The sequence below is a fragment of the Dactylosporangium aurantiacum genome (assembly GCF_000716715.1).
GTDB classification, from domain to species: Bacteria; Actinomycetota; Actinomycetes; order Mycobacteriales; family Micromonosporaceae; genus Dactylosporangium; species Dactylosporangium aurantiacum.
This window is the reverse complement of the sequence record NZ_JNYJ01000016.1, coordinates 20,590-44,733: the sequence shown is the minus strand read 5'-3', so window position 1 is coordinate 44,733 and position 24,144 is coordinate 20,590. Positions and strand designations below refer to the sequence as shown.

At 74.9% G+C, this 24,144-nt stretch carries 18 protein-coding genes; 8 read left to right on the top strand and 10 right to left on the bottom strand.

What is annotated here, in order from left to right:
- Positions 1–14: 14 nt before the first annotated feature.
- Together OP18_RS19565 and OP18_RS19560 are read right to left on the bottom strand one after the other, a co-directional pair.
- Positions 15–1,685 carry an ABC transporter ATP-binding protein gene (locus OP18_RS19565; RefSeq protein ID WP_052386986.1) on the bottom strand — a complete coding sequence of 557 codons (1,671 nt, stop codon included), beginning with the start codon at positions 1,683–1,685 and terminating at the stop codon, positions 15–17.
- Positions 1,686–1,806: 121 nt separating this feature from the next.
- Complete coding sequence (locus OP18_RS19560) at positions 1,807–3,396, bottom strand: ABC transporter transmembrane domain-containing protein (protein ID WP_081970926.1); 1,590 nt, start codon at positions 3,394–3,396, stop codon at positions 1,807–1,809.
- 229 nt (positions 3,397–3,625) lie between these two features.
- Between OP18_RS19560 and OP18_RS19555 the strand changes: the two genes are divergently transcribed.
- Positions 3,626–4,378, top strand: a complete 753-nt coding sequence (locus OP18_RS19555; RefSeq protein ID WP_156089630.1) for a hypothetical protein — start codon at positions 3,626–3,628, stop codon at positions 4,376–4,378.
- Positions 4,379–4,492: 114 nt separating this feature from the next.
- Positions 4,493–5,635: an EstA family serine hydrolase gene (locus OP18_RS19550; protein WP_033360402.1), complete on the top strand. Its 1,143-nt coding sequence runs from the start codon at positions 4,493–4,495 to the stop codon at positions 5,633–5,635.
- Here the strand turns inward: OP18_RS19550 and OP18_RS19545 are convergent.
- From OP18_RS19545 to OP18_RS19530, 4 genes are read right to left on the bottom strand one after another with little or no spacing between them, the layout of a single operon-like run.
- A complete protein-coding gene (locus tag OP18_RS19545; protein ID WP_033360401.1) occupies positions 5,624–6,592 on the bottom strand; it encodes a nitroreductase family protein in 969 nt (322 codons plus the stop codon). The two genes, OP18_RS19550 and OP18_RS19545, sit on opposite strands and share 12 nt — an antisense overlap.
- The gene (locus OP18_RS19540; RefSeq protein ID WP_033360400.1) at positions 6,589–7,677 is read right to left on the bottom strand and encodes a hypothetical protein; all 1,089 of its coding nucleotides are present in this window, start codon (positions 7,675–7,677) and stop codon (positions 6,589–6,591) included. Before OP18_RS19540 ends, OP18_RS19545 begins: the two co-directional genes overlap by 4 nt.
- A complete protein-coding gene (locus OP18_RS19535) occupies positions 7,674–8,117 on the bottom strand; it encodes a hypothetical protein (protein ID WP_033360399.1) in 444 nt (147 codons plus the stop codon). The genes OP18_RS19540 and OP18_RS19535 overlap by 4 nt, the downstream gene beginning before the upstream one ends.
- A complete protein-coding gene (locus OP18_RS19530) occupies positions 8,114–9,655 on the bottom strand; it encodes a phenylacetate--CoA ligase family protein (protein WP_033360398.1) in 1,542 nt (513 codons plus the stop codon). Before OP18_RS19530 ends, OP18_RS19535 begins: the two co-directional genes overlap by 4 nt.
- Positions 9,656–9,773: 118 nt before the next feature.
- On the opposite strand from OP18_RS19530, the gene OP18_RS19525 reads away from it, so the two are divergent.
- Complete coding sequence (locus OP18_RS19525) at positions 9,774–11,390, top strand: amidohydrolase (RefSeq protein ID WP_033360397.1); 1,617 nt, start codon at positions 9,774–9,776, stop codon at positions 11,388–11,390.
- On the opposite strand, the gene OP18_RS19520 is transcribed toward OP18_RS19525, so the two are convergent.
- On the bottom strand, positions 11,371–12,153 hold the full coding sequence (locus tag OP18_RS19520; protein WP_052386984.1) for a phosphotransferase: 783 nt from the start codon (positions 12,151–12,153) through the stop codon (positions 11,371–11,373). The genes OP18_RS19525 and OP18_RS19520 overlap by 20 nt on opposite strands.
- Positions 12,154–12,315: 162 nt before the next feature.
- Between OP18_RS19520 and OP18_RS19515 the strand changes: the two genes are divergently transcribed.
- From OP18_RS19515 to OP18_RS52745, 3 genes are all read left to right on the top strand, one after another.
- Positions 12,316–17,724 (top strand): AAA family ATPase, encoded by a 5,409-nt coding sequence (locus OP18_RS19515; protein ID WP_052386983.1) that lies wholly within the window; start codon positions 12,316–12,318, stop codon positions 17,722–17,724.
- A gap of 118 nt (positions 17,725–17,842) precedes the next feature.
- The gene (locus tag OP18_RS19510; RefSeq protein ID WP_033360396.1) at positions 17,843–18,604 is read left to right on the top strand and encodes a hypothetical protein; all 762 of its coding nucleotides are present in this window, start codon (positions 17,843–17,845) and stop codon (positions 18,602–18,604) included.
- A 130-nt stretch (positions 18,605–18,734) separates the two neighbouring features.
- Positions 18,735–19,658 carry a universal stress protein gene (locus OP18_RS52745; RefSeq protein ID WP_081970906.1) on the top strand — a complete coding sequence of 308 codons (924 nt, stop codon included), beginning with the start codon at positions 18,735–18,737 and terminating at the stop codon, positions 19,656–19,658.
- Here OP18_RS52745 and OP18_RS19500 read toward each other — a convergent pair.
- From OP18_RS19500 to OP18_RS19490, 3 genes are all read right to left on the bottom strand, one after another.
- Positions 19,648–20,322, bottom strand: a complete 675-nt coding sequence (locus tag OP18_RS19500) for a 2OG-Fe(II) oxygenase (RefSeq protein ID WP_033360395.1) — start codon at positions 20,320–20,322, stop codon at positions 19,648–19,650. The two genes, OP18_RS52745 and OP18_RS19500, sit on opposite strands and share 11 nt — an antisense overlap.
- A gap of 2 nt (positions 20,323–20,324) precedes the next feature.
- Positions 20,325–21,179, bottom strand: a complete 855-nt coding sequence (locus OP18_RS19495; RefSeq protein WP_156089629.1) for a hypothetical protein — start codon at positions 21,177–21,179, stop codon at positions 20,325–20,327.
- Positions 21,180–21,331: 152 nt separating this feature from the next.
- Positions 21,332–22,135 carry an SDR family oxidoreductase gene (locus OP18_RS19490; protein WP_033360393.1) on the bottom strand — a complete coding sequence of 268 codons (804 nt, stop codon included), beginning with the start codon at positions 22,133–22,135 and terminating at the stop codon, positions 21,332–21,334.
- 291 nt (positions 22,136–22,426) lie between these two features.
- Here OP18_RS19490 and OP18_RS19485 point away from each other — a divergent pair, with 291 nt between their 5' ends.
- Positions 22,427–23,329: a carbohydrate ABC transporter permease gene (locus OP18_RS19485; RefSeq protein WP_033360392.1), complete on the top strand. Its 903-nt coding sequence runs from the start codon at positions 22,427–22,429 to the stop codon at positions 23,327–23,329.
- The gene (locus OP18_RS19480; RefSeq protein WP_033360391.1) at positions 23,326–24,141 is read left to right on the top strand and encodes a carbohydrate ABC transporter permease; all 816 of its coding nucleotides are present in this window, start codon (positions 23,326–23,328) and stop codon (positions 24,139–24,141) included. Before OP18_RS19485 ends, OP18_RS19480 begins: the two co-directional genes overlap by 4 nt.
- Positions 24,142–24,144 lie beyond the last annotated feature (3 nt).

The following is a 24,144-nucleotide window of genomic DNA, read 5'->3' as shown; positions in this document are numbered from 1 at the left end:
CCGCCCGGTGGCGGTCAGGCACCACCGTGCCAGGACCGCCACAGCGCGGCGTACGGGCCGCCGGCGGCGACGAGGTCGTCGTGGGTGCCCAGCTCGATGATGCGGCCGTCCTCCATGACCGCGACCCGGTCCGCGTCGTGCGCGGTCTGCAACCGGTGCGCGATCGCGATCACGGTCCGCTCGTCCAGCACCGCCGCCAGGGCCCGCTCCGCGGTCCGCGCCGCCGTCGGGTCCAGCAGCGCCGTCGCCTCGTCGAGGATCACCGTGTGCGGGTCGGCGAGCACCACCCGGGCGAGCGCGACCTGCTGCGCCTGCGCGCCGTCGAGCGGGTGGCGGGCGAGGTCGCGGTCCAGGTCGTCGGCCCAGTCCGCGCCGACGGTCTTCAGCGCCGCGCGCAGCACATCGTCGGGCGCGTCGACGATGAGGTTGTCGCGCAGCGACTCGCGGAACACGTGGTGCTCCTGGGTGACGAGCACGACCTGGCGGCGCAGCTCGTCCGGCGGCAGGTCGGCGATCGGCACCCCGCCGACGGTGACCGAGCCCGCGGTCGGCCGGTCCACGCCCGCGATCAGCATGCCGAGCGTCGACTTGCCGGCACCGGACAGGCCCACGATCGCCAGCCGCTCGCCGGGGCGGATCGTCAGGTCGACGCCGTGCAGCACATCGCGGCCCTCGTCGTACGCGTACCGGACCCCCGCCAGCTCGATCCGCTCGTGCCGCGGCGGCTCGGTCACCACCGGCGGCGCGGCCGGGATCGCGGCCAGCCCCTCGACCCGCGCGAACGACGCGAGGCTGCTCTGCAGCTGCTCGATCCAGATGAGGATGCCGTCCAGCGGGCCGACCAGCTGCCGCAGGTAGAGCACGGCGGCCACGACGGTGCCGAGGCTGACCCGGCCGTCGATGTACAGCAGGCCGCCGACCAGCAGCACCAGCACGCCCGGCACCGCGTACGACGTCTCCACCGACGGGAAGTACACCGACCGCAGCGCGAGCGTGCCCAGCCTGGTGCGGCGGGTCTCGGCGATCGCCGCGTGACCCGCGGCCAGGCGGCGCTCCCGCAGCGCGAACGCCTCGATCGTGCGGGCGCCGCTGGTGGTGGCGGCGAGGTCGTCGGCGAGCACCGAGTTGGCCGCGCCCTCCGCCAGGTACGCCGCCCGGGCCCGGCGCAGGTACCACCTGGTCACGAACCAGATCCCGGACAGCCCGGCGAGGCCGAGCACGCCGAGGACCGGGTGCAGCACCACCACCGCGGAGACGATGAACACGATCTGCACCGCGCCGACGGCCATGCTCGGCAGGATGTCGCGCAGCGTGTTCGCGACCGCGTCGATGTCGGTCGTGCCGCGGGCCGCGAGGTCACCGGCGGGGACCCGCTCCACGACGGCCGCGGGCAGCCCGAGGGCGCGGCCCACGAACTGCTCGCGGACGCGGAACGCGGTGCGCTCGCCGAAGCGGTACCCGATGGCCAGGGCGGAACGGGTCAGCAGCAGCTGCGCCACGGCGCAGCCGAGCACGCCCAGCGCCAGCCGGTCGATCCCGTCGCCGCCGTGGGAGACCGTGTCGATGATGCGTCCGAGCAACCACGGGGCGCCGAGCCCGGCCAGCGCGGCGAGCGAGTTGAGGGCCACGACGGCGGCGACGGTACGGTGCGCTCCGGCGCCACCGTGAGCCAACACTGCGCCCATGGTTCGCGGCTCCTCCGCTGCGCTCCGGCCCGCTCACGCCGTCACCTCCGCTGCGCTCCGGCGCCACCGTGAGCCAACACTGCGCCCATGGTTCGCGGCCCTCCGCTGCGCTCCGGCCCGCTCACGGCTGCTCCTCGTCGCCGTACGCGCGGGTGACCAGCGCGCGGTAGCCGGGTTCGGCGGCGAGCAGGGCGCGGTGCGTGCCGGACGCGGCGACCCTCCCGTCGACCAGGTAGTGCACGACGTCGGCCCGGTCCAGCAGCACCGGCGACGTGGTCGCCACGACGGTGCCGCGCCCGGCCCGCGCGGCCGACAGCCGCTCGGCGATCGCCGCCTCGGTGTGCGCGTCGACCGCCGACGTCGGCTCGGCGAGCAGCAGCATCTCCGGGTCGGCGTGCACCGCCCGGGCCAGCCGCACCCGCTGCCGCTGCCCGCCGGACAGGTTGCGCCCGCCCCACTCGACCGGGCGGCCCAGGTCGGCGCCGACGTCGTGGGCGACGGCGATGCGCACCGCCCGGCCGACCCGGTCGTCGTCGGGCTCGTCCGGTCCGGCGACCACCTCCCGCAGCGGCCCGGCGAACAGGTCGGCGTCGTGCGCGGCGACCAGGATCCGGGCCCGCACCTCGGCCTGCGCGACGTCGGCCAGGGGCAGCCCGCCCCAGGTGGCGTCGGTCGGCCCGTACCGGCCGAGACGGTCGAGCACGGCGACGGCGTCCTGCGGTCTGGCCCCGGCGAGCGCGGTGAACCGGCCCGGTTCGGCGACGACGCCGGATCCGGGGTCGTGCAGCGCGGCGGGCGTGGCGGGCGCGGCGCCGCCGGACGGGTCGTCGACGGGCAGCCGCAGGAAGTCCACCACCCGCCGGGCCGCGACCAGCCCCCGCACGATGTCGAACGAGCAGAAGATCATGACGTCGACGGGGATGACGAGCATGGCGGTGTAGCCGTACACCGCCACGAGCTCGCCGACCGTCAGCTCGCCGGCCGCGGCCAGCCGTGCGGCCAGCCACACGACCACGCCGAGGAACACCACGGGCAGCCCGTGGCCGACGGCGCCGATCCAGCTCGACGGCCCGCCCACCCGGTAGCCCTGGTCCCGCAGCGTCGCGGACTCCTGCTGGTACCGGCCGAGGTAGGTGTCCTTGCCGCCGAGCCCGTTGAGGATCTTCAACCCGCCGAGGATGTCGACGAGGCGGGTGTTCAGCTCGCCCTGCCGGTCCCGGTAGCGCAGCCCGGCCCGCTGGGTGCGGTGCAGCAGCGGCCCGACGACCACCATCAGCACCGGCAGCCCCGCGGCCACGACCACCGCCAGGGTCCCGGAGGTGCGCGCCAGCAGGACCGTGACGGCCGTGTACGCGAGGGCCGAGGCGACCCCGACACCGCCGACGTTCATCGCCCGGCCGATCGTCCACACGTCGGAGATGCCGATCGTGACCACCTCGCCGGCCGTGATCCGCCGCGGCAGGGCCGCACCGAGCCGGGTCGCGTGGGTCATGATGAGGTCGGCGCAGCGTAACGCCGCGGTCATCCGCAGCTTCGTCATGCTCCGGTGCCGCATGATGCCGAGCCCGGCACTGGCCACGCCGACCACGAGCACCGCCGCCGCCCAGGCGGCCAGCACGCCGGGGCGGCGCGACTGCAGCCCCCGGTCGATCGCCTGCGAGATCAGCAGCGGGGTGGACGCCATGCTCAGGAACCACAGCGACCCGAACATCGCGCCGAGCGCGACCTTCCCCCTGACCTGCCAGCCGAGCCACAACAGAAAACGCGCGGGTCCCCGTACATCCACGACCCCATGCTGCCCGATCCACCCCGGTCCCTGTCGCCCCATTTCCATCGATCGTGGCGATGCTCCCTTTTCCCGCCGACGCCGACGCCGACCGTTACCGAACCGTGCCGGTGCGCGGTGGCACCCGCCGGGCGGGCGGCGGCGTCGAAGGAGCATGGACGCAGCTGCGCGGCGGTCGTGGTGGGCGCCGGTGGCCGCGGTGGTGGTCGCGGTCGTGGCGATGGTGTGTGTCGCGGTGCACGTCGCGGCGCACAGCTACCTCGGCGCCGGCGAGCCGGACAAGTCGGGGGTCCCGATGTCGCCGGCGCCGCCACGGCCCAGACCCAGCGGGGAGCAGTGCCGCACGGACCGGGCCGGCCTGTGCGCCGACGACGACCAGGGGCTCGCACCGATCGCCGGCCTCACCGCCGCCGACTGGACCGGCCGGCTCCCCGAGCCGCTGCGCCCCGGCTACGCCCGGCAGGTCCGCGAGGGGCTCCTGGAGGGCACGGTGCCGATCCGGGAACCGGTCAGCGGCAAGCCGGCCGGCGCCGGCGGCCGGCAGCTGACCCTCACCGCCACCGGCCGGGCGACGCTCACGTCCGGCCCCGACCAGCTCCTGCGCACCGTCGAGTGCGCCGCCGACGCCGCCGGCCTCGCCCCGCTGACGGCACAGGCGCTCGACTTCGTGCGGCAGTGCGTGCTCGTCACCCTGACCGCCGACATCGCGCCCGCCACCGGCGGGTGGCTCGACGCGCGGCTGCGCCCGGCGGAGCCACGGCCCGGCACCGTGGATCCGTCGGAGCCGGCGCCGGCGATGGTGCCCTGGTCGTGCGGCTGGCTGTCGCTGCGCGTCGGCGTCGGCCAGGCGCACGCGGTCGCCGTGGTCACCGCCCCGCGCCGCGCCCCGGCCGGCTGCGCCGGCTGAACCGGGCGCCGGCTGAACCGGGGTGCCGGCTCGGCGGGGTACCGGCCGGGAAAGGCATTGCCGGGTGCGGCTCCGGCGGCGCAGACTGCGCGGTGAGGCTTCGGGGGGATGAGTATGGCCGACAGTGACGTGCAGGGGTCCGTGCGCGGGGACATGGCCGCGGTCCGGGCCGCGTTCGCGCAGAACTTCGCCGACGGCGCCGAGGTCGGGGCCAGCTTCTGCGCCACCGTCGACGGCGAGGTCGTCGCCGACCTGTGGGGCGGGCACGCCGACGCGGCCCGCACCCGGCCGTGGGAGCGCGACACCATCGTCAGCGTCTACTCGACCACGAAGACGATGGCGGCGCTGACCGCGCTGCTCGTCGCCGACCGTGGCGAGCTGGACCTGTTCGCGCCCGTGGCCCGCTACTGGCCCGAGTTCGCCGCCAACGGCAAGGACGGCGTCACGGTCGCGCAGGTGCTGAGCCACTCCTCGGGACTGTCCGGCTGGCGCGAGCCGATGGCGCCCGAGGACCTGTACGACTGGGAGAAGGCCACCGCGTCGCTGGCCGCGCAGGCGCCGTTCTGGAAGCCCGGCACCGCGTCCGGGTATCACGTCGTGACCCAGGGGTTCCTCATCGGCGAGGTGGTGCGGCGCATCACCGGCCGGTCGCTCGGCGCGGTCTTCCGCGAGGAGATCGCCGAGCCGTTCGCCGCCGACTTCCACCTCGGCCTGCCCGAGTCCGAGGAGCCCCGGGTGGCCGAGGTGGTCCCGGCCGCCGAGACGCCACCCGTCGGCGAGGCCACCGAGCTGCGGGACAACGCGGCGCACAACCCGCCGCTGGACCCGGCGGTGATCAACACCAGGGCGTGGCGGGCCGCCGGGATCGGCGCCGCCGGCGGCGTCGGCAACGCCCGCGCGGTCGCCCGCGTCCACGCGGTCCTGGCCTGCGGCGGCACCGCCGGCGGCCGGCGCTACCTGTCCGAGGCGACCTGCCGCAAGGCCCTGGAGGTGCAGGTCGAGGGCGTCGACCTGATCCTCGGCATCCCGGTGCGCTTCGGGCTCGGGTTCGCCGTCGGCGGCGACTACCTGCCCGGTCCGGCCACGCTGTACTGGGGCGGCTCCGGCGGCTCGTTCGCCGTCATCGACCTGGACGCGCGGGCCAGCTACGCGTACGCGATGAACCAGCTCGGCAGCCCGCTCGGCGACCTGCGCGCGTTCGGGCCGATGTCGGCGGCGTGGGACGCGGTCGCGGCCGGGGGACCGTCAGACCTGTGACGCGGGGATGCGGGCGGAGCGGACCGGCTCCCGCAGCGGCCGGCCCGTGCGGAACACGGCCAGGGGCGACTCGTCCGGCGCCAGACCGAGCCGCGCCGCCAGCGCCGTCGACGTGGCCGCGCAGTCCAGCAGCTGGCTCAACGGGTGCACGGCGAGGCCGCGCTCGGACAGCGCCAGCCACACCCGCAGCAGGGTCCGGCCCTGCTCGATGACCGCTTCGGGGGTGACGGCGGAGCCGACGAGGACGAGGACCGTGCCGTCGTACCGCAGCAGACCCTTCGACGCGGCGGCGAGCAGCACCGGGCCGCCCAGCCGGCGGGTCACCGGGTAGGCGCGCGGGCCGATCATCGCGGCCAGGCCGGCGGCCTCGACCCGGGACATCGCCATCGCGCGGTCGGTCAGGCCGTCGAGATGATAGCGGGGGTGCCGCGGCGACAGGCGCATCCAGTCCCGCAGCTCGGCCACCACCTCGGGCGTGCCGAACATCCACCGGTCCGCCTCGGCGAGCGGCCCGACGAGGGACCGGGTGGGCACCTGCCGCAGGTCGGCGCCGAGGGCGGTCAGCGCCGCGAGGACGGCCGGGTCGAGCGCGCCGGGCGCGTACCCGCCCCGGGCGCAGCGCCGCCGCCGCACCGCCTCCGGCGTGAACGGGCTCTCGTACACCGCCGGCGCGGGCACCAGCCGGGCGGCCCGCAGCGCGGTCCGGTCCACGGCGACCTCGGCGCGGACCGGCAGGCCGGCGCCGGCGGCGACGATGAGGCACGTCTCCACGAACGCGCCGAGCGACAGGAACAGGTCCCGCCGGGTCGGGTCCGAGTCCGGCAGCGCGCGGGCCGGATCCCAGTGCACGTCGACCGCGTCCGGCGCGGACCGCAGCAGCCACGGCTGGGTGTTGTGCGCGCTCGGCGCCCGCCGGCAGTCGTCCTCGAGCGCCCGGAACGCCTCGATCCAGCTCACGCTGTGCTCCGTTCGTAGAAGGTGTACCCGTGCAGCGGCCGGCCGCCCATCCGCCGGTACTGCGCCGCCGACGCCGGGTTCGAACGCTCCACGTACGTGCTGCGCAGGGACCGGTAGCCACCGGCCCTCAGGTTGCGGTACAGCTCCCGGGACAGCAGCGTCAGGTAGCCGTGGCCCTGCTCGCCGGGGACGGTGCCCTTGATGATGAGCACGGCGTCGCGCCGGTACCGGCCCCGGGTCAGCAGCAGCCGCAGCTGGTTGCGCACGCCGAGCCGGCCGCCGACCTTCATGAAGAACTCCGACACGTCCGGCACGGTGACCACGAAGGCGACGGGCCGGCCCGCCTTCTCCAGCCACAGCAGCAGCGACTCGTCCAGCAGGTACGCCAGGCCGTCGGTCTGCGCGGCCAGCTCGTCGGCGTCGATCTCGGTGTAGTAGCCGAGCTGCGCGAAGGAGGCGTTGAGCATCCCGCGCAGGATCGGCAGCTGGGTGGCGAACCGGCGACGGGAGCCGCGGCGGATGACCAGGCCTTCGGCCGCCACGCGCGCGTCGTCGAACGGGAACACCGCACCCGGGTCGGCGTCGAACCCCTCGCACAGCCAGGTGTCGGCCTCGAAGCGGCGGGTGAAGCCGTGCCGCTCGTAGACGGCGGGGTAGTACGCCGGGTTCCACGCCGAGTCGATGAAGCCGCGCTCCTCGAAGCCGGACGTGATGACCCCGCCGGTCTGGTTCGGCAGCAGCCCGACCGGGCCGAACAGCGCCTCAGTGTCCCGGCCGCGGGCCGTGACCAGGTCGAACAGGGCCGCGGCGGTCGCCTCGTCGCGGAACTCGGTGAGCCCGAACAGCTGGTGCCGCCGGCCGAGCTTGGCGTCGAACTTGGCGCTGCGGTGCACGATCGTGCGGCCGACCGCCGTACCGGCGGCGTCGCGGGCGAGGAACAGCTCCGCGGCACCCGACCGGTGCCAGCCGGCGATGACCGGGTCGGCGAGCGGCACGCAGCGGTCGGCGGGGTGCAGCCGCAGCGGCACCTCGCAGAACTCGCGCAGCTCGGCCCGGCCCGTCACGGGGGAGATCTCCACGCTCACCGGTGCACGCTCGGTCCGTCGGCCTCGTGCGACAGCGGCGTGTACGTCTCGATGTGCGCCATCGTGGCGCCCTCGGCCCGCCACACGCCGTTGGTGTAGCCGCTCTCCTCGGCGTTGTACAGCCGGATGTAGCCGCCGGTCGCGTTGCGGGTGCCGTGGTCGGTGATCCAGCACATCAGGTCGCGGTGGTGCTTGGTCCGGGCGAACTTCAGCAGCGCGTCGCGGTCGCGGAAGAACGCGATCGTGCCGAGGGTGAAGGGCCACTGCCAGTAGACGGTGTGCCAGCAGTACCCGGGCAGCCGCCGCATCTGGCGCACCATCTTGAACCAGGTGAAGGTGAGGATGAAGATCGAGCGGGGTCCCCGGTACCGGGTGGCGCCGACGAACATCGCGGTCGCCTGGCCCACCGGCGGCACCTTCGAGAAGTCGGTGGTCCTCATGCCGCGGCGCTCCTTGCCAGGTAGACGTTCTTGATCTTGCCGGCGGTGCCGGCGAACGGGCCGGCGCCGTGCTCGTGGACGCGGATGCGCAGGTCCGCGGCGCTCGGGTCCTCGGCGAGGGACTCGGCGAAGTCGCGGCTCACCTCGGCGAGGTAGCGCACCAGGCCGCGCCGGCACACGTCGGCGAGCTCCGCGACCTCCGCGTCGGCCGGCGTGACGCCGTCGCGCAGCTGGACGTGCACCACCGGGCGGCTCTCCAGGTCCGTGTGCTCCTCCAGGGTCAGGCAGAAGCTCTCGATCTGGTGCGCCAGCGGGTTGTCCCGGTACAGGCCGTTCTCCACGTCCTGCGGGTAGATGTTGGCGCCCATGTAGGAGATCGTGCTGTCCTTGCGCCCGAACAGGAACAGCAGCGGCAGCTGCATCCGGTCGCCGAGCGCGGCCCGCTGCGCCTCCTGCCACACGGCCGGCTCCGCGGACACGATCCTGGCCAGCTCGTCGTAGGGCATCAGTCGGCCCTCGTCGCCGATGTTGTAGCGGACCTTCGGGTTGAGCACCGCCGTGGTGTTGATGGTGCACAGGATCTCGTTGTCGGCGGTGGTCTCCAGGTACGTCTCCAGCGGGTTGTACTGGAAGATCATCGGCAGCCGGTGCTCGTCGGGGCCGAGCAGCGCGGCCCGCAGCCGCTGGTCGGTGCGCAGCCGGCGGCGCAGCCACACGGTGAGGTCGGTCTCGCCGCCCATGCCGATGGTCAGGTCGCTGGCGCCGTAGCCGGAGCGGACCTTCGTGAAGCGCCGCTCCAGGTAGTCGCGCAGCGCCTCGGTCATGCCCTCCCCGCCGACCAGCGCGCTGAGCCGGTACGGCGCCCAGTCGAAGCCGATCGCGTCCATCCTGTCCAGCAGGTGCTTCAGGAACGGCGGGTAGGCGGTGATGACGTAGTCGAAGCCGGGCCCGAAGTGCCGCAGCGTGTCGATGATCTTGTCGAGGTCGGGGCCGGTGTTCTTCACCATCGCCACGCGGGCCATGGCGATGCCGGTGTTCGTGCCGGTCGCCCACGCGCCCATCGAGTAGGCGTTGATGACGAAGCGCCGCTTCGACGGGAACACCAGCGTCGTGTAACCGGCCAGGTTCTTGTGCACCGTGCGCAGCTCGCGGCGGCTGCGGATCCAGTTGTACGGCTGCCCCGACGAGCCCGACGACTCGTCCACCACGCTGCCGGCGATCTCGATCCGGCCGTGCCAGCAGCGCTGGTCCTGCGGGTACGCCCGCACGTAGGACTGCTTGTCGGTGGGCGGGTACGAGGTCAGGTCGAACCAGCGGAACTGCCAGCCGTTGCGGCGCAGGAAGTCGCCGTAGGCGGGGACGTCGATCGCGGCGAACTGGCACGTCATCCACGCGTGCAGGCGCGCGAACCGGGCCATCCACGGCCGGTAGTTGCGGGCCATCAGCCGCCACACCGTCGGGTGGACGCGGTAGATCGCGTACAGCCAGGTCAGCCCGAAGCTGCTGACCCGCAGCACCCATTGCCGCACGAACGTCACGACAGGTTCCCTTCCTCCTCGACCGGTACCATCCTGCGGCTCGCGGCGGTCCGGGCGCCTGAGCCGTCCTACTCGCATCGGGCTGAGTACGGACGACACCATGATCTACAGTGCTGGCATGGTCGGGACACTCTTCACCGGAGCGACGATCTGGGCCGGACCGACCTGCACCCCACAGCCTGGCTGGCTGCTGGTCACCGGTGACAGCATCGCCGCCACCGGGGGACAGGACACGCCGCCACCGCCGGCGGACACCATGATCGACCTCGCAGGTTGCCACATCCTCCCCGGCTTCGTCGACACGCACCTGCACGCCGGCGTTGTCGGGTGGCAGACGCTCGGCGTCGACGGCGCCGCCTGGACCGACCTGCGCGAGGCCCTCGCCGCGATCGGCGCCGCGGCCGCCGCCGACCCTCGGGCGCCCTGGCTGCTGTGCTGGAACGCCCGGCCGTTCCGGTGGCCGCAGCGTCGCCTGCCGACCGCCGCCGAGCTCGACGCGGTCGCCCCCGGCCGTCAGATACTCGTCAGTGGCGTCGACGTGCACCGCGGCGCCGTCTCCACCCAGGCGATGCGGTCCCTCGGCATCACCACCCTGCGCGCCCAGGCCGGCGACGTCACCCGCGACCGCCGCGGCCGGCCCACCGGCGAGCTCTGGGAGCAGGCCTACGGTGAGGCCCTGGCCCGGGCCCTCGCCGACGCGCCCGGCGACGCGGAGCAGCTGACTCGGCGCGCCCTGGACCGGTGCGCCGCGCTCGGCATCACCCACGCGCACGAGGCGTACGTCGCGCCGCAGCACCACGAGCGGATGCTGCGCCTCGCCGCCGCTCCCGCGCCCCGGCTGTCCTGGGCCGTCGGCGCCGGTGCCGGCCTGCTCAGCCCGGCCGACGGTCCGGCCGCCGCACCCGAGGGCGACTACGGGGCGAGCGGCCGCGAGGCGAAGCTGTTCCTCGACGGCGGCGACCGGTGCGCCGTGTGCCTGCCGGCCCGCGCGCTCGGCCGCCTCACCCTCCAGGCGGTCCGGGAGAGCGTCGCCGCCCGCCACCCGGGCCCGCTGCGCGACGCGGTGCGCCGGCGCAGCGCCGTACACCGGCGGGAACTGCACCTGGAGTACCTGCGCTACACCGACCGCGAGCTGACCGGCCTGCTCGCCGGCTACCTCGAGGCCGGCATCCGGCCCCGGATGCACGCCCTGGGCAACCTCGCGGCCCGGCAGGCCGCCACCGCCCTGCGTGCGGCCGGCGCGCCGCCCGGCGCCGCCGTCATCGACCACCTCGTCCTGCTCGACCCGGCCACCGTCGACCTGGTCGCGGCCAGCGGCGCGTGGGCGACGTACCAGCCGGGCTTCATCACCACCTTCGGCCCGCAGATCGCCGACGGCGGCACCGACCGGTTCCTCACCGTGCTCGGCGGCCGGCGGCTGCTCGACGCGGGCGTGCCGCTGACCCTCGCCTCCGACCACCCGGCCGGCCCGCTCGACCCGCTGGGCAACCTGCGCCACGCCGTGCGCCGCACCATGCCCGACGGCCGGCCGCTGCAGCCCGGGCAGGCGCTCACCCCCGCCGAGGCGGTCCGGGCGCTGACCGTGACCGCGGCCGAGTCGCTGGGCGCGCCCGGCGGGATCGTCCCGGGCCACCCCGCCGACCTGGCGATCTGCGACGGCGACCCGTTCGACCCGGCGACCCGCGTCACGCGGACCTGGGTCGCCGGCCGGGAGATCAGGGGAACAGCCAGCTGAGGCTCCGGGCGGCGGCCTCCCCGTGCGCCCCGCCGTACGCGAGGTCCTCCAACGCCGCGCACCGGGCGTAGAAGACGATCCGCCCGGTGCCGCCGGGTAGGCCGCCGTACGCGTCCAGGGCCTCGGCGAGGACATCGGGGCCGAAGTCGCGGTACAGCCGGGCGAAGTCCAGCGCCGGGTCGGTGACGGCGGCGTCGGACCAGTCGATCACCCCGGTCACCGCGCCGTCGCGCTCCAGGAGGTGCTCGGCGCCGAGGTCGGCGTGGGCGAGCACCCTGCCGCGGCCCGGCGCGGGCACGCTGCCGCGCACGACGCGCAGCAGGTGGGCCGGGCCGTCGAGGTCCTCCAGCCACTCGGCGGGCTCGGCGTCCTCGACGGGGACGATCCCGCCGGCCGCCGCCGGGTCGATGGCGTGCAGCCGGCGCAGGAACCGCCCGATCGTGCGGCCCAGCCCAGGCGGGGCCGGCCGGCCCAGCAGCGGCCGGCCGGGCAGCATCGGGTACGCCAGCACCCCGGCCTCCTCGTCGCTGAACCGGACCACGGGCACGGGCAGGTCGACGTGGGCCGCGACGAGGGCCAGCAGCCGCGCCTCGGCCCGCACGCCGTGCCCGTCGCCGCGCTCGGCCACCCGCACGACCAGGTCCCCGGCGTGGAAGGCGGCGTTGTCCAGGCCGTGCCCCAGCTCGCGCAGGCCGGTGCCCGCGAGGTCGGGAGCGTGCGCGGCCAGGGCCCGCAGCGCCCGCTCCCGCGCCGTCTCACCCATCGTGTGTCCTCTCCGGTCGCGGCGGACCCGGCACCGGTCGTCGCCGCCCGCCATCGTGCCACGGTGCCGGTGCGTCGGGTGACCCCGCGCGATGTCGGCTTCGTCGGTGAGCGGGTGCTCAGTACGCTTTGAAGTGGGCCGGATCGGGCGCGGAGGGGTCTGATGAAACACGGCGCGATGCTGGACGGCCGCGGTCCACCCGGCCGGAGCGAGATCTTGTACGACGGCGAGTACGCGCGTGTCACCCGGCAGGTCGTCGCCGGACGGCCGGTCATCCACAAGGAGCTGAAGGGCCCCGGCGCGCACCGCACGGCCCGGCACGAGGTGGCGATGCTCGAACGGCTGCGCGGGGTGGCCGGGATCGCGCAGCTGGCGGAGGCGCCGCGGTGCCCGGGGACGGTCATCGTGGCGGACGTCGGCGGCTCGAGCCTGGCCGGGGTGGCGAAGCCGCTGGCGACCGGCCGCCTGATCGGGCTCGCCCTGGCGTTGGCCCGGGCGGTGGCGGGCATGCACCGGCGGGGCGTGATGCACCGCGACATCACGCCGGCGAACATCGTGGTCTCCGGCGCCGGCACGCCCTACCTGGTGGACTTCGCGCTGGCGACGTCATTCGCCGAGCTCCGTCCCGGGTTCACGCCGCACAGCGAGATCGTGGGGACGCTGGCGTACCTGGCGCCGGAGCAGACCGGGCGGACCGGCCGGCCGGTGGACCAGCGGGCGGACCTGTACGCGCTGGGCGCGACCCTGTACGAGCTGGCGACGGGCGCGCCGCCGTTCGGCTGGGGCGACCCGCTGCGGCTCACGCACGCTCACCTGGCCCGGGTGCCGGTGCCGCCGGCGCGGGTGGACCCGGCCGTGCCGGCGGCACTGTCCGAGATCATCATGCACCTGCTGGAGAAGGAGCCGGACAACCGGTACCAGACCGCGGAGGGTCTGGCCCACGACCTGGAGCGGCTGCGCGACACGGGGGCCGTGCGGGTCGGCGAGCGTGACGTCCCGCTGCGGCTGCTGCCGCCGTCGCGGCTGGTGGGGCGCGAGACGGAGGTGGCGGCGCTGGCGTCGGCGTTCGAGGAGGCGCTGTCGGGCCGGTGCCGCGGCGTGCTGATCAGCGGGACGCCCGGGGTCGGCAAGACGGTCCTGGTCGATCGGCTGCGGCCGGTGGTGACGGGCCGGGACGGCTGGTTCGTGGCCGGCAAGTTCGACCAGGGCCGGCGTGACCTGGAATGCGACGCCCTGTACCAGGTGTTCCGGGCGGTCGGCCGGCTGCTGGTGGCCGAGCCGGAGCGCGAGCTGGCCGAGATCCGCCGGCGGATCCTCGCGGTGGCCGGCGCGAACGCGAGCCTGCTGACCGCGGTGGTGCCGGAGTTCGCGGCGCTGCTGGGGGTGCCGCCCGATCCGGGGGATCCGCTGACCGCGCAGGCGCGGGTGCAGCGGGTGGGGTTCGACGTGCTGCGCGCGGTCGCCTCCCGGCGGCGACCCGTGGTGATCTTCATCGACGACCTGCAGTGGGCCGGGCGGACGCCGCTGGGCTTCGTGGACCTCATGCTCGGCGCGGCGCCGGTCGAGGGCCTGTTGCTGGTGGCCGCCTACCGCGACGGTGCGCTGGACGCGGTGCGGCCGCTGGCGGCCGCACGGTCCAGGTGGGCCACCCAGCCGGGGGTGCGGCACCTGCGGCTGGCCAACCTGCCGGTCGCCGGCACGGTCGCCATGGTCGCCGAGATGCTCCACGTGGACGAGGCCGCGGCGGCGGACCTGGGCGAGGCGGTCAGCCCGCACACGTCCGGCAACCCGTACGAGACGGTGGAGCTGCTCAACGCGCTGCGCCGCGAGGGCCTGCTCACCGCCGGGGCGGGCTGGCGGTGGGATGTGGCGGAGGTGCGTGCCCACCTGGGCCGGCCGGAGGCCGCCGGGGCGCCGGCGGCGCTGGTCGGCGCCCTGCCGCGGCGCTCACGGCGGATGGTGGAGGCGATGGCGTGCCTCGGTGGGCGGGCCGAGCGGGGCGTGCTGCAGACCGCCGTCGGCGAGCCGGCGGAGGTGGTGGAACGGCGGCTGGCGCCGGCCCTCGACGAGGGCGTGCTGGTGCTGGAGCCCGGGGTGCGGGAGGCGGTGCTGTTCCGCCACGACCGGATCCGCGAGGCGGTCCTGGCCGGGCTGGACCCGCGGCGGCGGTGCGCCGTGCAGCTGGCGATGGCACGGCGGCTGGCGACGGTGCCGGAGCTGTTCGCGGTCGCGGCGGCGCAGTACCTGGCGGTGGTCGACACCGTCGACGACGCCGTCGACGACGCCGTGGAGCGGCGCCAGGCGGTGGAGCTGTTTCGCCGCGCCGCCGACCAGTCGACGCTGATCGGGGAGTACGCGCAGGTCAACGCGCTGCTGACCGCGGCGCTGCGGCTGATCGGCCCGGACGAGACCGCCACGCTCGTCGAGGTCCGCACCGGCCGGCACGCCGCCCTGTACAGCCTGGGGCGCCTGGAGGAGGCGGACGAGGAGTACCACGCGATCCAGGGGCTGCGCATCACCGCGTTGCAGGGCGCGTCGGCGACGGCGGTGCAGGCGCGGAGCCTGACCCACCGCAACCGCTATGTCGAGGCGATCGGGCTCGGCCTGGAGACGCTGCGTGCGCTGGGTATCGCCGTGCCGGCCGCGGACCAGCTCCGGGCGGAGGCCGACCGCCGGTTCGAGCTGCTGTACCGCTGGCTGGAGCACGAGGAGGACACCGAGGAGCCTACCCGGCCGGAGGTCACCGATCCGACGCTGCTCGCCGTGGCCCGCCTGTGCAACGCGGTCCTGCCGGCGATCTACTTCGCCGCCGACCACGCCGGGCTCGCCTGGCTGAGCCTGGAGGCGCTGCGGATCTGGATCGAGCACGGCCCCGCCGGGCCCCTCCTCGGACCGGCGAGCCACGTCGGCTTCGCCGCCGTGACCGTCCGCGGCGACTACGCCGCCGGCTACCGGGCGATCCGCCGGATCCTGGCCCTGGGCGAGGCCTGCGGCTACGAGCCCGACACCTCGCAGGTGCGCTTCCTGACCGCGCTGCTGAGCTGCTGGTTCGAGCCGGTCGAGCACGGCGTGCGCGCCGGCCGGCAGGCCCGCGAGGGCCTGATCGCGGGCGGTGACCTCGCCAACGCCGGCTACACCTACTACCCGGCCATGGTCGGGCTGCTGGACTGCGCGCCGTCGCTGGACGTCTACGTCGCCGACGTGGAGGCGGGGCTCGCCTTCGTGCGGCGGACCGGTGACGAGCACATCGGCGAGTCGTACGACAGCTACCGGCGGCTGGTCGCCGTGCTGCGCGGCGAGAGCACGTCCGCGGCCGGTGCGGCGGTGCCCACCGAACGGTACGCCGAGAGCCCGTGGGCGCTGTTCCACCTGCAGGTCACCCGCGCGATCGACGCCGCCATCCTCGACGACCCGGACGCCCTGGCCCGGTGCAGCGCGGCGGCGATGTCGCTGCTGTCGGCCGCGGCCACCTTCTACCCGACCGCCGCGGCGCACCTGCTGCGTGGACTGGCCCTCGCCGGGCAGGCCCGGGACGGCCAGGGGACCGAGCGCGACGCCCTGCTGGCCGAGCTGGACGAGGTCATCGGCTGGCTGGCCGCGCGGGCCGCGGACGCGCCGGTGAACTTCCGGCACCTGCTCCGGCTGCTCGAGGCCGAGCGGGCCTGGGCCGCCGGCGACTTCCGTGCCGCCCTCCACGGCTTCGACGCCGCCCGGCACGAGGTCGCCGCCCGGGCACGCCCCTGGCACCAGGCCCTGATCACCGAGCACGCGGCCCGCTTCCACCTCGCCCACGGCCTCGAGCACGCCGGGTACGAGCTGCTCGCCGAGGCCCGCCAGCAGTACCTCGCCTGGGGCGCGACGGCGAAGGTCGACCAGCTCGACTGGGCGTACCCGGCCCTGCGGCGGCACGACGAGCGCTGCGGTGAGCCGCACCCGCGCCGGGCCACCATCAGCACCGGCACGGTCGACCTGCTCGGCATCCTGTGCGCGTCGCGGGCGCTGAGCGCCGAGACCGACGTCGAGGGCCTGTACCGCCACCTGGTCCAGGTGCTCTGTGCGATGACCGGCGCCACCGGCGTCCACCTGCTGCTGTGGAGCGAGGACCGGCACGACTGGCTGCTGCCCGCACCAGACGGCGACGGCGGCGTCGTCCCGGCCGGCGGCGCCGGTCACGAACGCGCGGTGCCGATGTCCGTGCTGCGGTACATCGAGCGGACGCGGGAGCTGCTGGTCGTGGGTGACGCCACCCGCGACGAGCGCTTCGCCCGCGACCCGTACCTCACCGGCCTGCGCTGCTGCTCCCTGCTGGCCGTGCCGATCCTCAACCGCGGCATGCTGCGGGCGGTGCTGCTGCTGGAGAACCACCTCATCCACGACGCGTTCACCGCCGAACGGCTCGACGGCGTCAAGCTCATCGCCGGCCAGCTCGCCGTGTCGCTCGACAACGCCCAGCTGTACACGGCGTTCCGCCGGATCGCCGACGAGCAGACGGCGCTGCGCCGGGTGGCGACCCTGGTGGCCCGCGGGACGGCGCCCGAGCAACTGTTCGCCGCGGTGGCCGACGAGGTCGGCGCGCTCTTCGGCGCCGAGGGCACGGCGGTCGTGCGATTCGAGCCGGACGGTGAGGTGACGGTGCTCGGCGGTCACGGACTGGAGCAGTCCACACCGGGCTGGCGTGGCCCGCCCGATCCCCGCACGGCCCTGGCGGCGGTGCGGGCCACTGGCCACGCCGCGCGCTACGACGCCGACGACCGGACGCCGGCAGCACCCGGTCCCGACCCGGGCATCCGCTCCGTCGTCGCCGGGCCGATCGAGGTCGAGGGCCGGCTGTGGGGCGCCATGCGGGTCGGGTCGCGACGCCGGCGCCTGCCCCCGGACACCGAACGGCGGCTGGCCGACTTCACCGAGCTCATCGCGGCGGCGATCGCCAACGCCGAGAGCCGGACCGAGCTCACCGCGTCCCGCGCACGGATCGTCGCCGCGGCCGACCAGACCCGCCGGCGCATCGAGCGCGACCTGCACGACGGGGCCCAGCAGCAGCTGGTCTCCCTGGCCCTGCAGATCCGCGCGGCGCAGGCGGCGCTGCCGCCCGAGCTGCACACGGTCGCCGCGCAGCTCGACCGCGCCGTCGCCGGGGCGACGAACGCCGTCGACGAGCTGCGCGAGACCTCCCGCGGCATCCACCCGGCGATACTGACCGACGCCGGGCTCGGCCCGGCGCTGCGCGTGCTCGCCCGCCGCTCGCCGATCCCCGTCTACCTCGACGTCCGCCTGGACGGGCGGCTGCCCGAGCACGTCGAGGTCAGCGCGTACTACATCATCGCCGAGGCCCTCACCAACGCGGCCAAGCACGCGCAGGCCTCGGGCGTCACCGTCACCGTCGAAACCTCCGGCGGCGTGGTGTGCCTCCTGGTCCGCGACGACGGTGTCGGCGGTGCCGACTTCGCCCGCGGCACCGGGCTGGTCGGGCTCAAGGACCGCGCCGAGGCGCTCGGCGGCCGCGTCACGCTCGACAGCCCGCACGGCGGTGGGACGACCCTGCGCGCGGAGCTCCCGCTGGCCCCGCGGTAGGCGACCGCGGCCGCCCTGCGGGCCGGCGCGATTCGGTGGGGCGCGGGACGGGTACGGTTCCGGGTGGTCCGGCCGGAAGCCGGCGGGTGGGACGGGTGCAGCCGGGGGACGACGCGACGTGACAGAAGCACTGACGCCACGCTGGCAGGAGGCCGACGAGGCGGTGGAGTCGCTCGTGGCGGAGCTGGTGGCGGCGGCGGCCAGGACCGCGGACCGGACCTCGGACAGGGCCGCCCGGTCGGCCCGGCGGCGGCCCGGCGGGCGGACCCGCTCGAAGCGGCTCCCCGGCACCCGGCGGCTCATCGCCGACGTCGTGCGCGCGCACCGGCTCGCACCCGGGGTCCGGGTGGACCGCAACACGGTCGCGGCGCTGCTGATCGGGCACCGGGACCTGGTGAGCAACCCGGTGCTGGTGGTCGCGGTGGCGCAGGCGTGCGGCATCATCACGGGGCGGAAGCTGACGGCGAAGAAGGCGGCCCGGCTGCGGGCGGCCAGCGTCCGCGTGGGGAAGCTCATCGCCCGGGCGGCCGAGGAGACCCGCCGCGTCCCGGCGCAGCGGACCGGGACCGCATCCCTGGCCGAGGACGCTCCGGTGGTCCGGACCGCGCCGCCGGCCGGGGGCGAGCCGCCGGCGCAGCCCGTGCCGTCAGTGGCGATGGTGACGCCTGTCGACGGGGCGACGCCTGTCGCGGTGCCGGCGCGGGCCGCCGGGAAGCGGACCGGTCCCGATCCGGCCACGCGACGGCAGCGACGTGAGCGCCGCCGGCTCCGCCAGCGCGCGCGGCGTGCCCGGCGGCTGCGGCGCCTGCGGTGGCTCGCCGCCGTGGCGCTGCTGGTCGTGGTGGCACTGGTCGCGGCGGGTCTGCTCGTCGCCGGCTGACGGTTCCCGGCCGGCGGGACGTCCGGGGGCCGAAGGGCCCGCCGGGTGGTAACCGGCGGCCCTGACCAGCGCCGCCGGGCGCGGGCGACGATGGGGCGACCACAGCGAGCAGCACCGCCGGGAGGTTGTCATGGCACGTCGAGGCTTGGTCGTCGCCGGGTTCGACGGCTCGGAGGCCGGCTGGACCGCCGTGGAGCACGCGGCCACCGAGGCCGTGCTGCGCGGGCACGACGTACGGCTGGTCCACGCGCTCCTGCCCGCCCACGCCTACGCGGAGACGGCCCTGATCCGGCCGGTCGAGGACCGCGCCACCGAGGCCCGCCGGCTGCTCGACTTCGCCCGCCGCTACCTGCACCGCCAGCACGGCAGGCTGCGGGTGCAGGTGTACATCGCCGACCGGCCCGCCGGGGACCTGCTGCTCAGCGAGGCACACGCGGCCGACCTGGTGGTCGTCGGCCGCCGGGGGCGCGGGCGGCTGCCGGTGCGCCTCGGCTCGGTCAGCGCCCAGGTCGCCCGGCACGCGACGTGCCCGGTCGCGGTCGTCGGCGGCACGCCCGGCCACCCGGCCGGTCCGGTGGTGGTCGGGGTCGACGCCGCCGCACCGTCGGCGGCGGCGATCGAGTACGCGTTCGACACCGCCGACCGGCACGGCAGCGACCTGCGCGCCTGCTACGTCACCCCGGGCCGGGCCGCGCGCGGGACGGAGGCGCTGACCGAGGCGCTGACCGAGGCGGGGGAGCTGCTGGACCGGGCGCTGCTGCCGTGGCGGGCGCGCTTCCCGCACGTGCCCGTGCACACCGCGGCGGTGCCGGGCACCGACCCTGCGGCGGCGCTGCTGCGGGCCGCCGGCGACGCGGCGCTGCTCGTGGTGGGCTGCCGCCAGCAGGACGGGCTGCGGCGGCTGCTGGCCGGGTCGGTGAGCCACACCCTGGTCCAGCAGGCGGGCGTACCGCTGCTCGTCGCGGCGGTTACCAAGACGGCTTCTCTCAAGACGGCGGGCATCGACCCGGCGGACGCCATGACGGTCGCCGCCGCGGCGGCGGTCAGCGGCTGAAGAGCTGCTCGTCCAGGCCGGCGGGGCGCTGCGTCTCCGGGCACGACGGCGAGTAGTAGTTCATCGTCAGCACGGCCCGCACGGCGTCCGGCCGGCGCAGCGGCTCGACGTAGTGGGCGTGCCGGCGGGCGTCGAAGAAGTACAGCTGACCCTTCGCCGGGTAGATGCGCAGGGCGTCCGCGTCGACGTCAGCGACGGTGCGGGCGGCGCGGTCCCGGGCCACGACCAGGGCACCGCCGGTCTCCTCGGTGCACGTGGTCAGGTACAGCAGGCCCTGCATCGGGTTGCTGTCGACGTGGCACGGGTAGCGCATCGTGATCCCGTCCTGGATGTTCAGGCTCAGCGCGCGGTTGTCGGTGCTGGTCTCCTGCAGCTTCTCCTCGGCGGTGCGCTCGCCGAGCTCCTTGAACCAGCCGCTGTACAGCTCGAACGTCCACGGCGCGGCGCGGCGCAGCACCTCGCCGTCGACGCTGTGCATCGGGATCCGCACGTCGGCGACCTCGCGGGCGGTGGTCATGGTGGGGCGGAAGACGCGGCGTACCGCATGCTCGCGGGCCACGGCGAGCAGCGCCTCGGCCCAGTCCTCGGGCAGCAGGTGCCCGACGTCGTAGGCGTGCCAGTGGAACGGCAGCTCGAGCGGCGGCCGCCACGCGGTGCTGGTCATGGTCAGGTCCTTCCTGCGCGCGTCGTGCCGAGCGGCGCCGGCTCCGGGCCGCCCGCAACGGATTCCTGGTACTGCTGCACCGCCTGCCACAGCCGCGGGAAGCGCATGTGCCCGACGAACCGGTCGAGCACCTCGACGGAGCGGCCGGTCAGGCTGACCGGTCCGGCGCCGTGCGGCTCGCGGAGCCCGTGCAGCGTCGGATGGCCGCCGAGCCGGGCCCACACCATGCGCTGGTGCTCCTGCTGCCAGCCGAGCACCGCGTCGTCGAGCTCGAGCATCTCCAGTGCGACCGCCGCGAGGTCCGGATGCGGGGTGCCGGCCCGCAGCAGCTCCGCCTCGGCGCACACGCCGTCGGACTCCATCGCCGCGCTGAAAGCGCGCCACAAATGCCGGCACGCCTTTTGCAGATTCCGCATGCCGGGGGAGTCCAGGCCGCTGCCGCCTTCCGGCAGGCTCGCCCGGATCTGCAGGAACTCCGCCTGCGGAATACCGGACCGGACCTGGCCCAGATGCGTCACGGTGAGCCGCTGCAGTTCGGTCGCGCGGCGCAGCAGGCGATGGGCCCCGCGATAATCGCCGCGACCCAGGTCCTCGGCCGCGCGCACGATGTCGAAATGCACGTTGTACCAGAGCAGTTCGGCGGTCAGATGCAGGGTCTGGAAGAACAGGAAATCGGGGTGCGGCATTTCCGGCAGTGGATGCAGCGCGCGTACCGCGGCGGTGAACCGCACCACGTCGTCGTACGCGGTCGGCCCGCCCACGGCGAAGACCGGCCCGGACATGCCGTGCTCGTGCTGGTCCGCTGCGCCGGACAGGTGACAGTCATCTGCCATGTGAACGTTTCGCTCCGTCTCCACGTGTACAAATGTGACCGCACACGTCATGAACGAGTATCACCGGCGAACAATGCGATATCTTCCGGTCTGGTGTCAGCGGACACGCTACCGAGGCGCACTGATAGGTGTCAATGAAACTGGGAGTGCGAAAATAAACGCGAGGAAAATATTCGTCAACGGCGCAGATCATGGCGGCGGTGGGTCACCTTCGCGACGAGACCCTGCGGCAGCAGCCGGCGCAACGGGAAGACGACCGGCGCGTTGCTGCCCACCGCGTAGTGCGCCTTCGGCCGGGGCGCCTCGACGGCCTTGACGATGGTGGCGGCGACCCGCTCGGCCGGCACGCCGGTGCGCTCGTTGCGGTCCAGGGCGGCCAGCATCCGCTCGAAGTCCGCGCGGTGCGGCGAGCCCTCCGCGGTGTACCTGGTGCGCCGCTCGCTGATCCCGGTGCTGATCGACCCGGGCTCCACCGTGGTCAGCCACACGCCGAACGGGGTGTACTCGTGCCGGGCGCCGTCGCTGAACCCCTTGAGCGCGGCCTTGGACGCGACGTACGACGACCGGTACGCCAGGGGGAACGACGCGAGCATCGACCCGACCATGACCACCCGGCCGTGCCCGCGCTCCCGCATGCCGGGCAGCAGCAGCTGGCTGAGCCGGACCGGACCGAGCACGTTGACCTGGAACAGCCGCCGCAGCGCGTCGACGGGCAGTTCCTCGAACGGCCCCGACTGGCTCTCCCCGGCGTTGTTGACCAGCACGTCGACCGCCCCGGCCGCGGCGGCCAGGGCCTCGATCGACGCGTCGTCGGTCAGGTCCAGCGGCAGGAACTCGACGCCGTCGGGCCGCTGCGCGGCGGTGAGCCCGTCCGGCCGCCGGCTGGTGCCGATCACCCGGTAGCCCCGCGCGACCAGCGCGGCGGCGGTCGCCCGCCCGATGCCCGACGATGCCCCCGTGACCAGCGCGGTGCGTTGCATCGCTGCACCATACCCGTCACCCGGCCCGGTAGCTGAAGTCCTCGGCCGTCATGGACCGCGCCGGTGGGCACGTCGCCCGGCCGCCCCGGCCAGGCCGGCGACGAGCCCCTGCCACACCGCGCGTTTCAGCATATGGGCCCAGCTACCCGCGCCCGGTGCCGATACGCCTCCCGCGGCCGGGCGGGTGCGGCGCGCACAACCGGTGACCAGCGTCGTTCACCTGTTGTTCATTTGCTGTCAACGATGTAATAATTTGCGCTCGTCGATCAATGCCGATCGGAGCGGGGGCACATGGCCGGAGTCGGCACACCGTCGCGACGACCGCGGGAGCAGCTGCTCGCCTGGGCGTTCCTGCTGCCGTCCGTGGTGGTGTTCGCGCTGTTCGTCTTCTGGCCGCTGGGCCGGTCGCTGTACCTGTCGACGCACGGCAGCGACCTGTTCGGCGGCGCCGGCCGGTTCACCGGCCTGGACAACTACCGCGACCTGTTCACCGCCGGCGGCTTCGGCAGGGTGCTGGCCACCACCGCGCTGTTCACGCTGCTGACGGTGGTGCCGTCGGTCGCCGGGGCGCTGCTGGTCGTGCTGCTGCTGGAGGCGCGGATCCGGGCGGCGCGCTTCTTTCGCACCGCGTTCGCGCTGCCGTTCGCGTTCTCCGTCGCGACCGCCTCGGTGGTGTTCGCGATCATCTACAACCCGGCGATCGGCGTCGCCAACGGCCTGCTGGGCCGGGTCGGCATCGACCGGGTGCGGTGGCTGACCGACCCGGACATCGCGCTGCCCGCGCTGTGCGCCACCACGGTCTGGATGAGCCTCGGCTACAACGTGCTCGTGCTGTCCGCCGGGATCGGCGCCATCCCGCCGGAGGTCGTGGAGGCCGCCCGGCTCGACGGCGCCACCGGGCTCGCCCTCGCCCGGCGCATCACCGTGCCGCTGCTGTCGCCGCAGCTGTTCTTCCTCGTCGTGGTCACCACGATCCACGCGCTGCAGAGCTTCGGCCAGATCCACATCCTCACCAAGGGCGGGCCGGACCGGGCCACCACCACGCTGGTGTACTCCATCTACACCGAGGCGTTCGCCTACGGCTCGTCCGACTACGGCGCGGCCAGCGCCCAGGCGGTCGTGCTGCTGGTCATCGTGCTCGCCTGCACCCTGGTGCAGTTCCGGGTGCTCGAGCGGCGGGTGCACTACCGGTGAGGCGCGCCGCGGTGGTCACGCTGCTCGTCCTGCTCGCCGTGCCGGTGCTGTTCCCCGTGTACTACGCCGTCGCCGGCTCCGTGATGACGCTGCGCGAGCTGGCCGTCTACCCACCGGCGCTGGTCCCCGGCGGCGCGCACCTGGGCAACTTCGGCGCGGTGCTCGACGCCGTGCCGCTGCGCCGGCAGTACCTCAACTCGGCCCTGCAGACCGGCGTCATCACCGCCGCCCAGCTGCTCACCAGCATCCTGGCCGGCTACGCGTTCGCGTTCCTGCCGATGCGGGCCCGGGCCTTCACGTTCGGGCTGTTCCTGTCGACCCTCATGGTGCCGTGGGAGTCGATCATCATCCCCAACTTCCTCACCGTCTCCGGCTGGGGGCTCGTCCGCGGGCCGCTCACCTACGTGGGGCTGGTCCTGCCGTTCCTCGCCTCGGCATTCGGCACCTTCCTGTTCCGGCAGGCGTTCCTGCAGTTCCCCGCGGAGCTGCGCGACGCCGCGACCGTCGACGGCTGCGGCCACGGCCGGTTCCTGGCCCGGATCCTGATCCCGCTGTCGCGCCCGACGATCGCCGCGGTCGGCGTGTACGTGTTCCTGTCCGCGTGGAACCAGTACTTCTGGCCGCTGATCCTCGTGCGCGACCCGCAGTACCAGACGCTGCAGATCGGCGTGTCCCAGCTCAACGACGCCGAGGCCGCCGACCCGGGCCTCATCCTCGCCGGCGTCGTGCTCTCCCTCATCCCCACGCTCGCCATCGTCGTGTTCGGGCAGCGGTACATCGTCCGCGGGCTGACCGCCGGGGCGCTGCGCTGACGC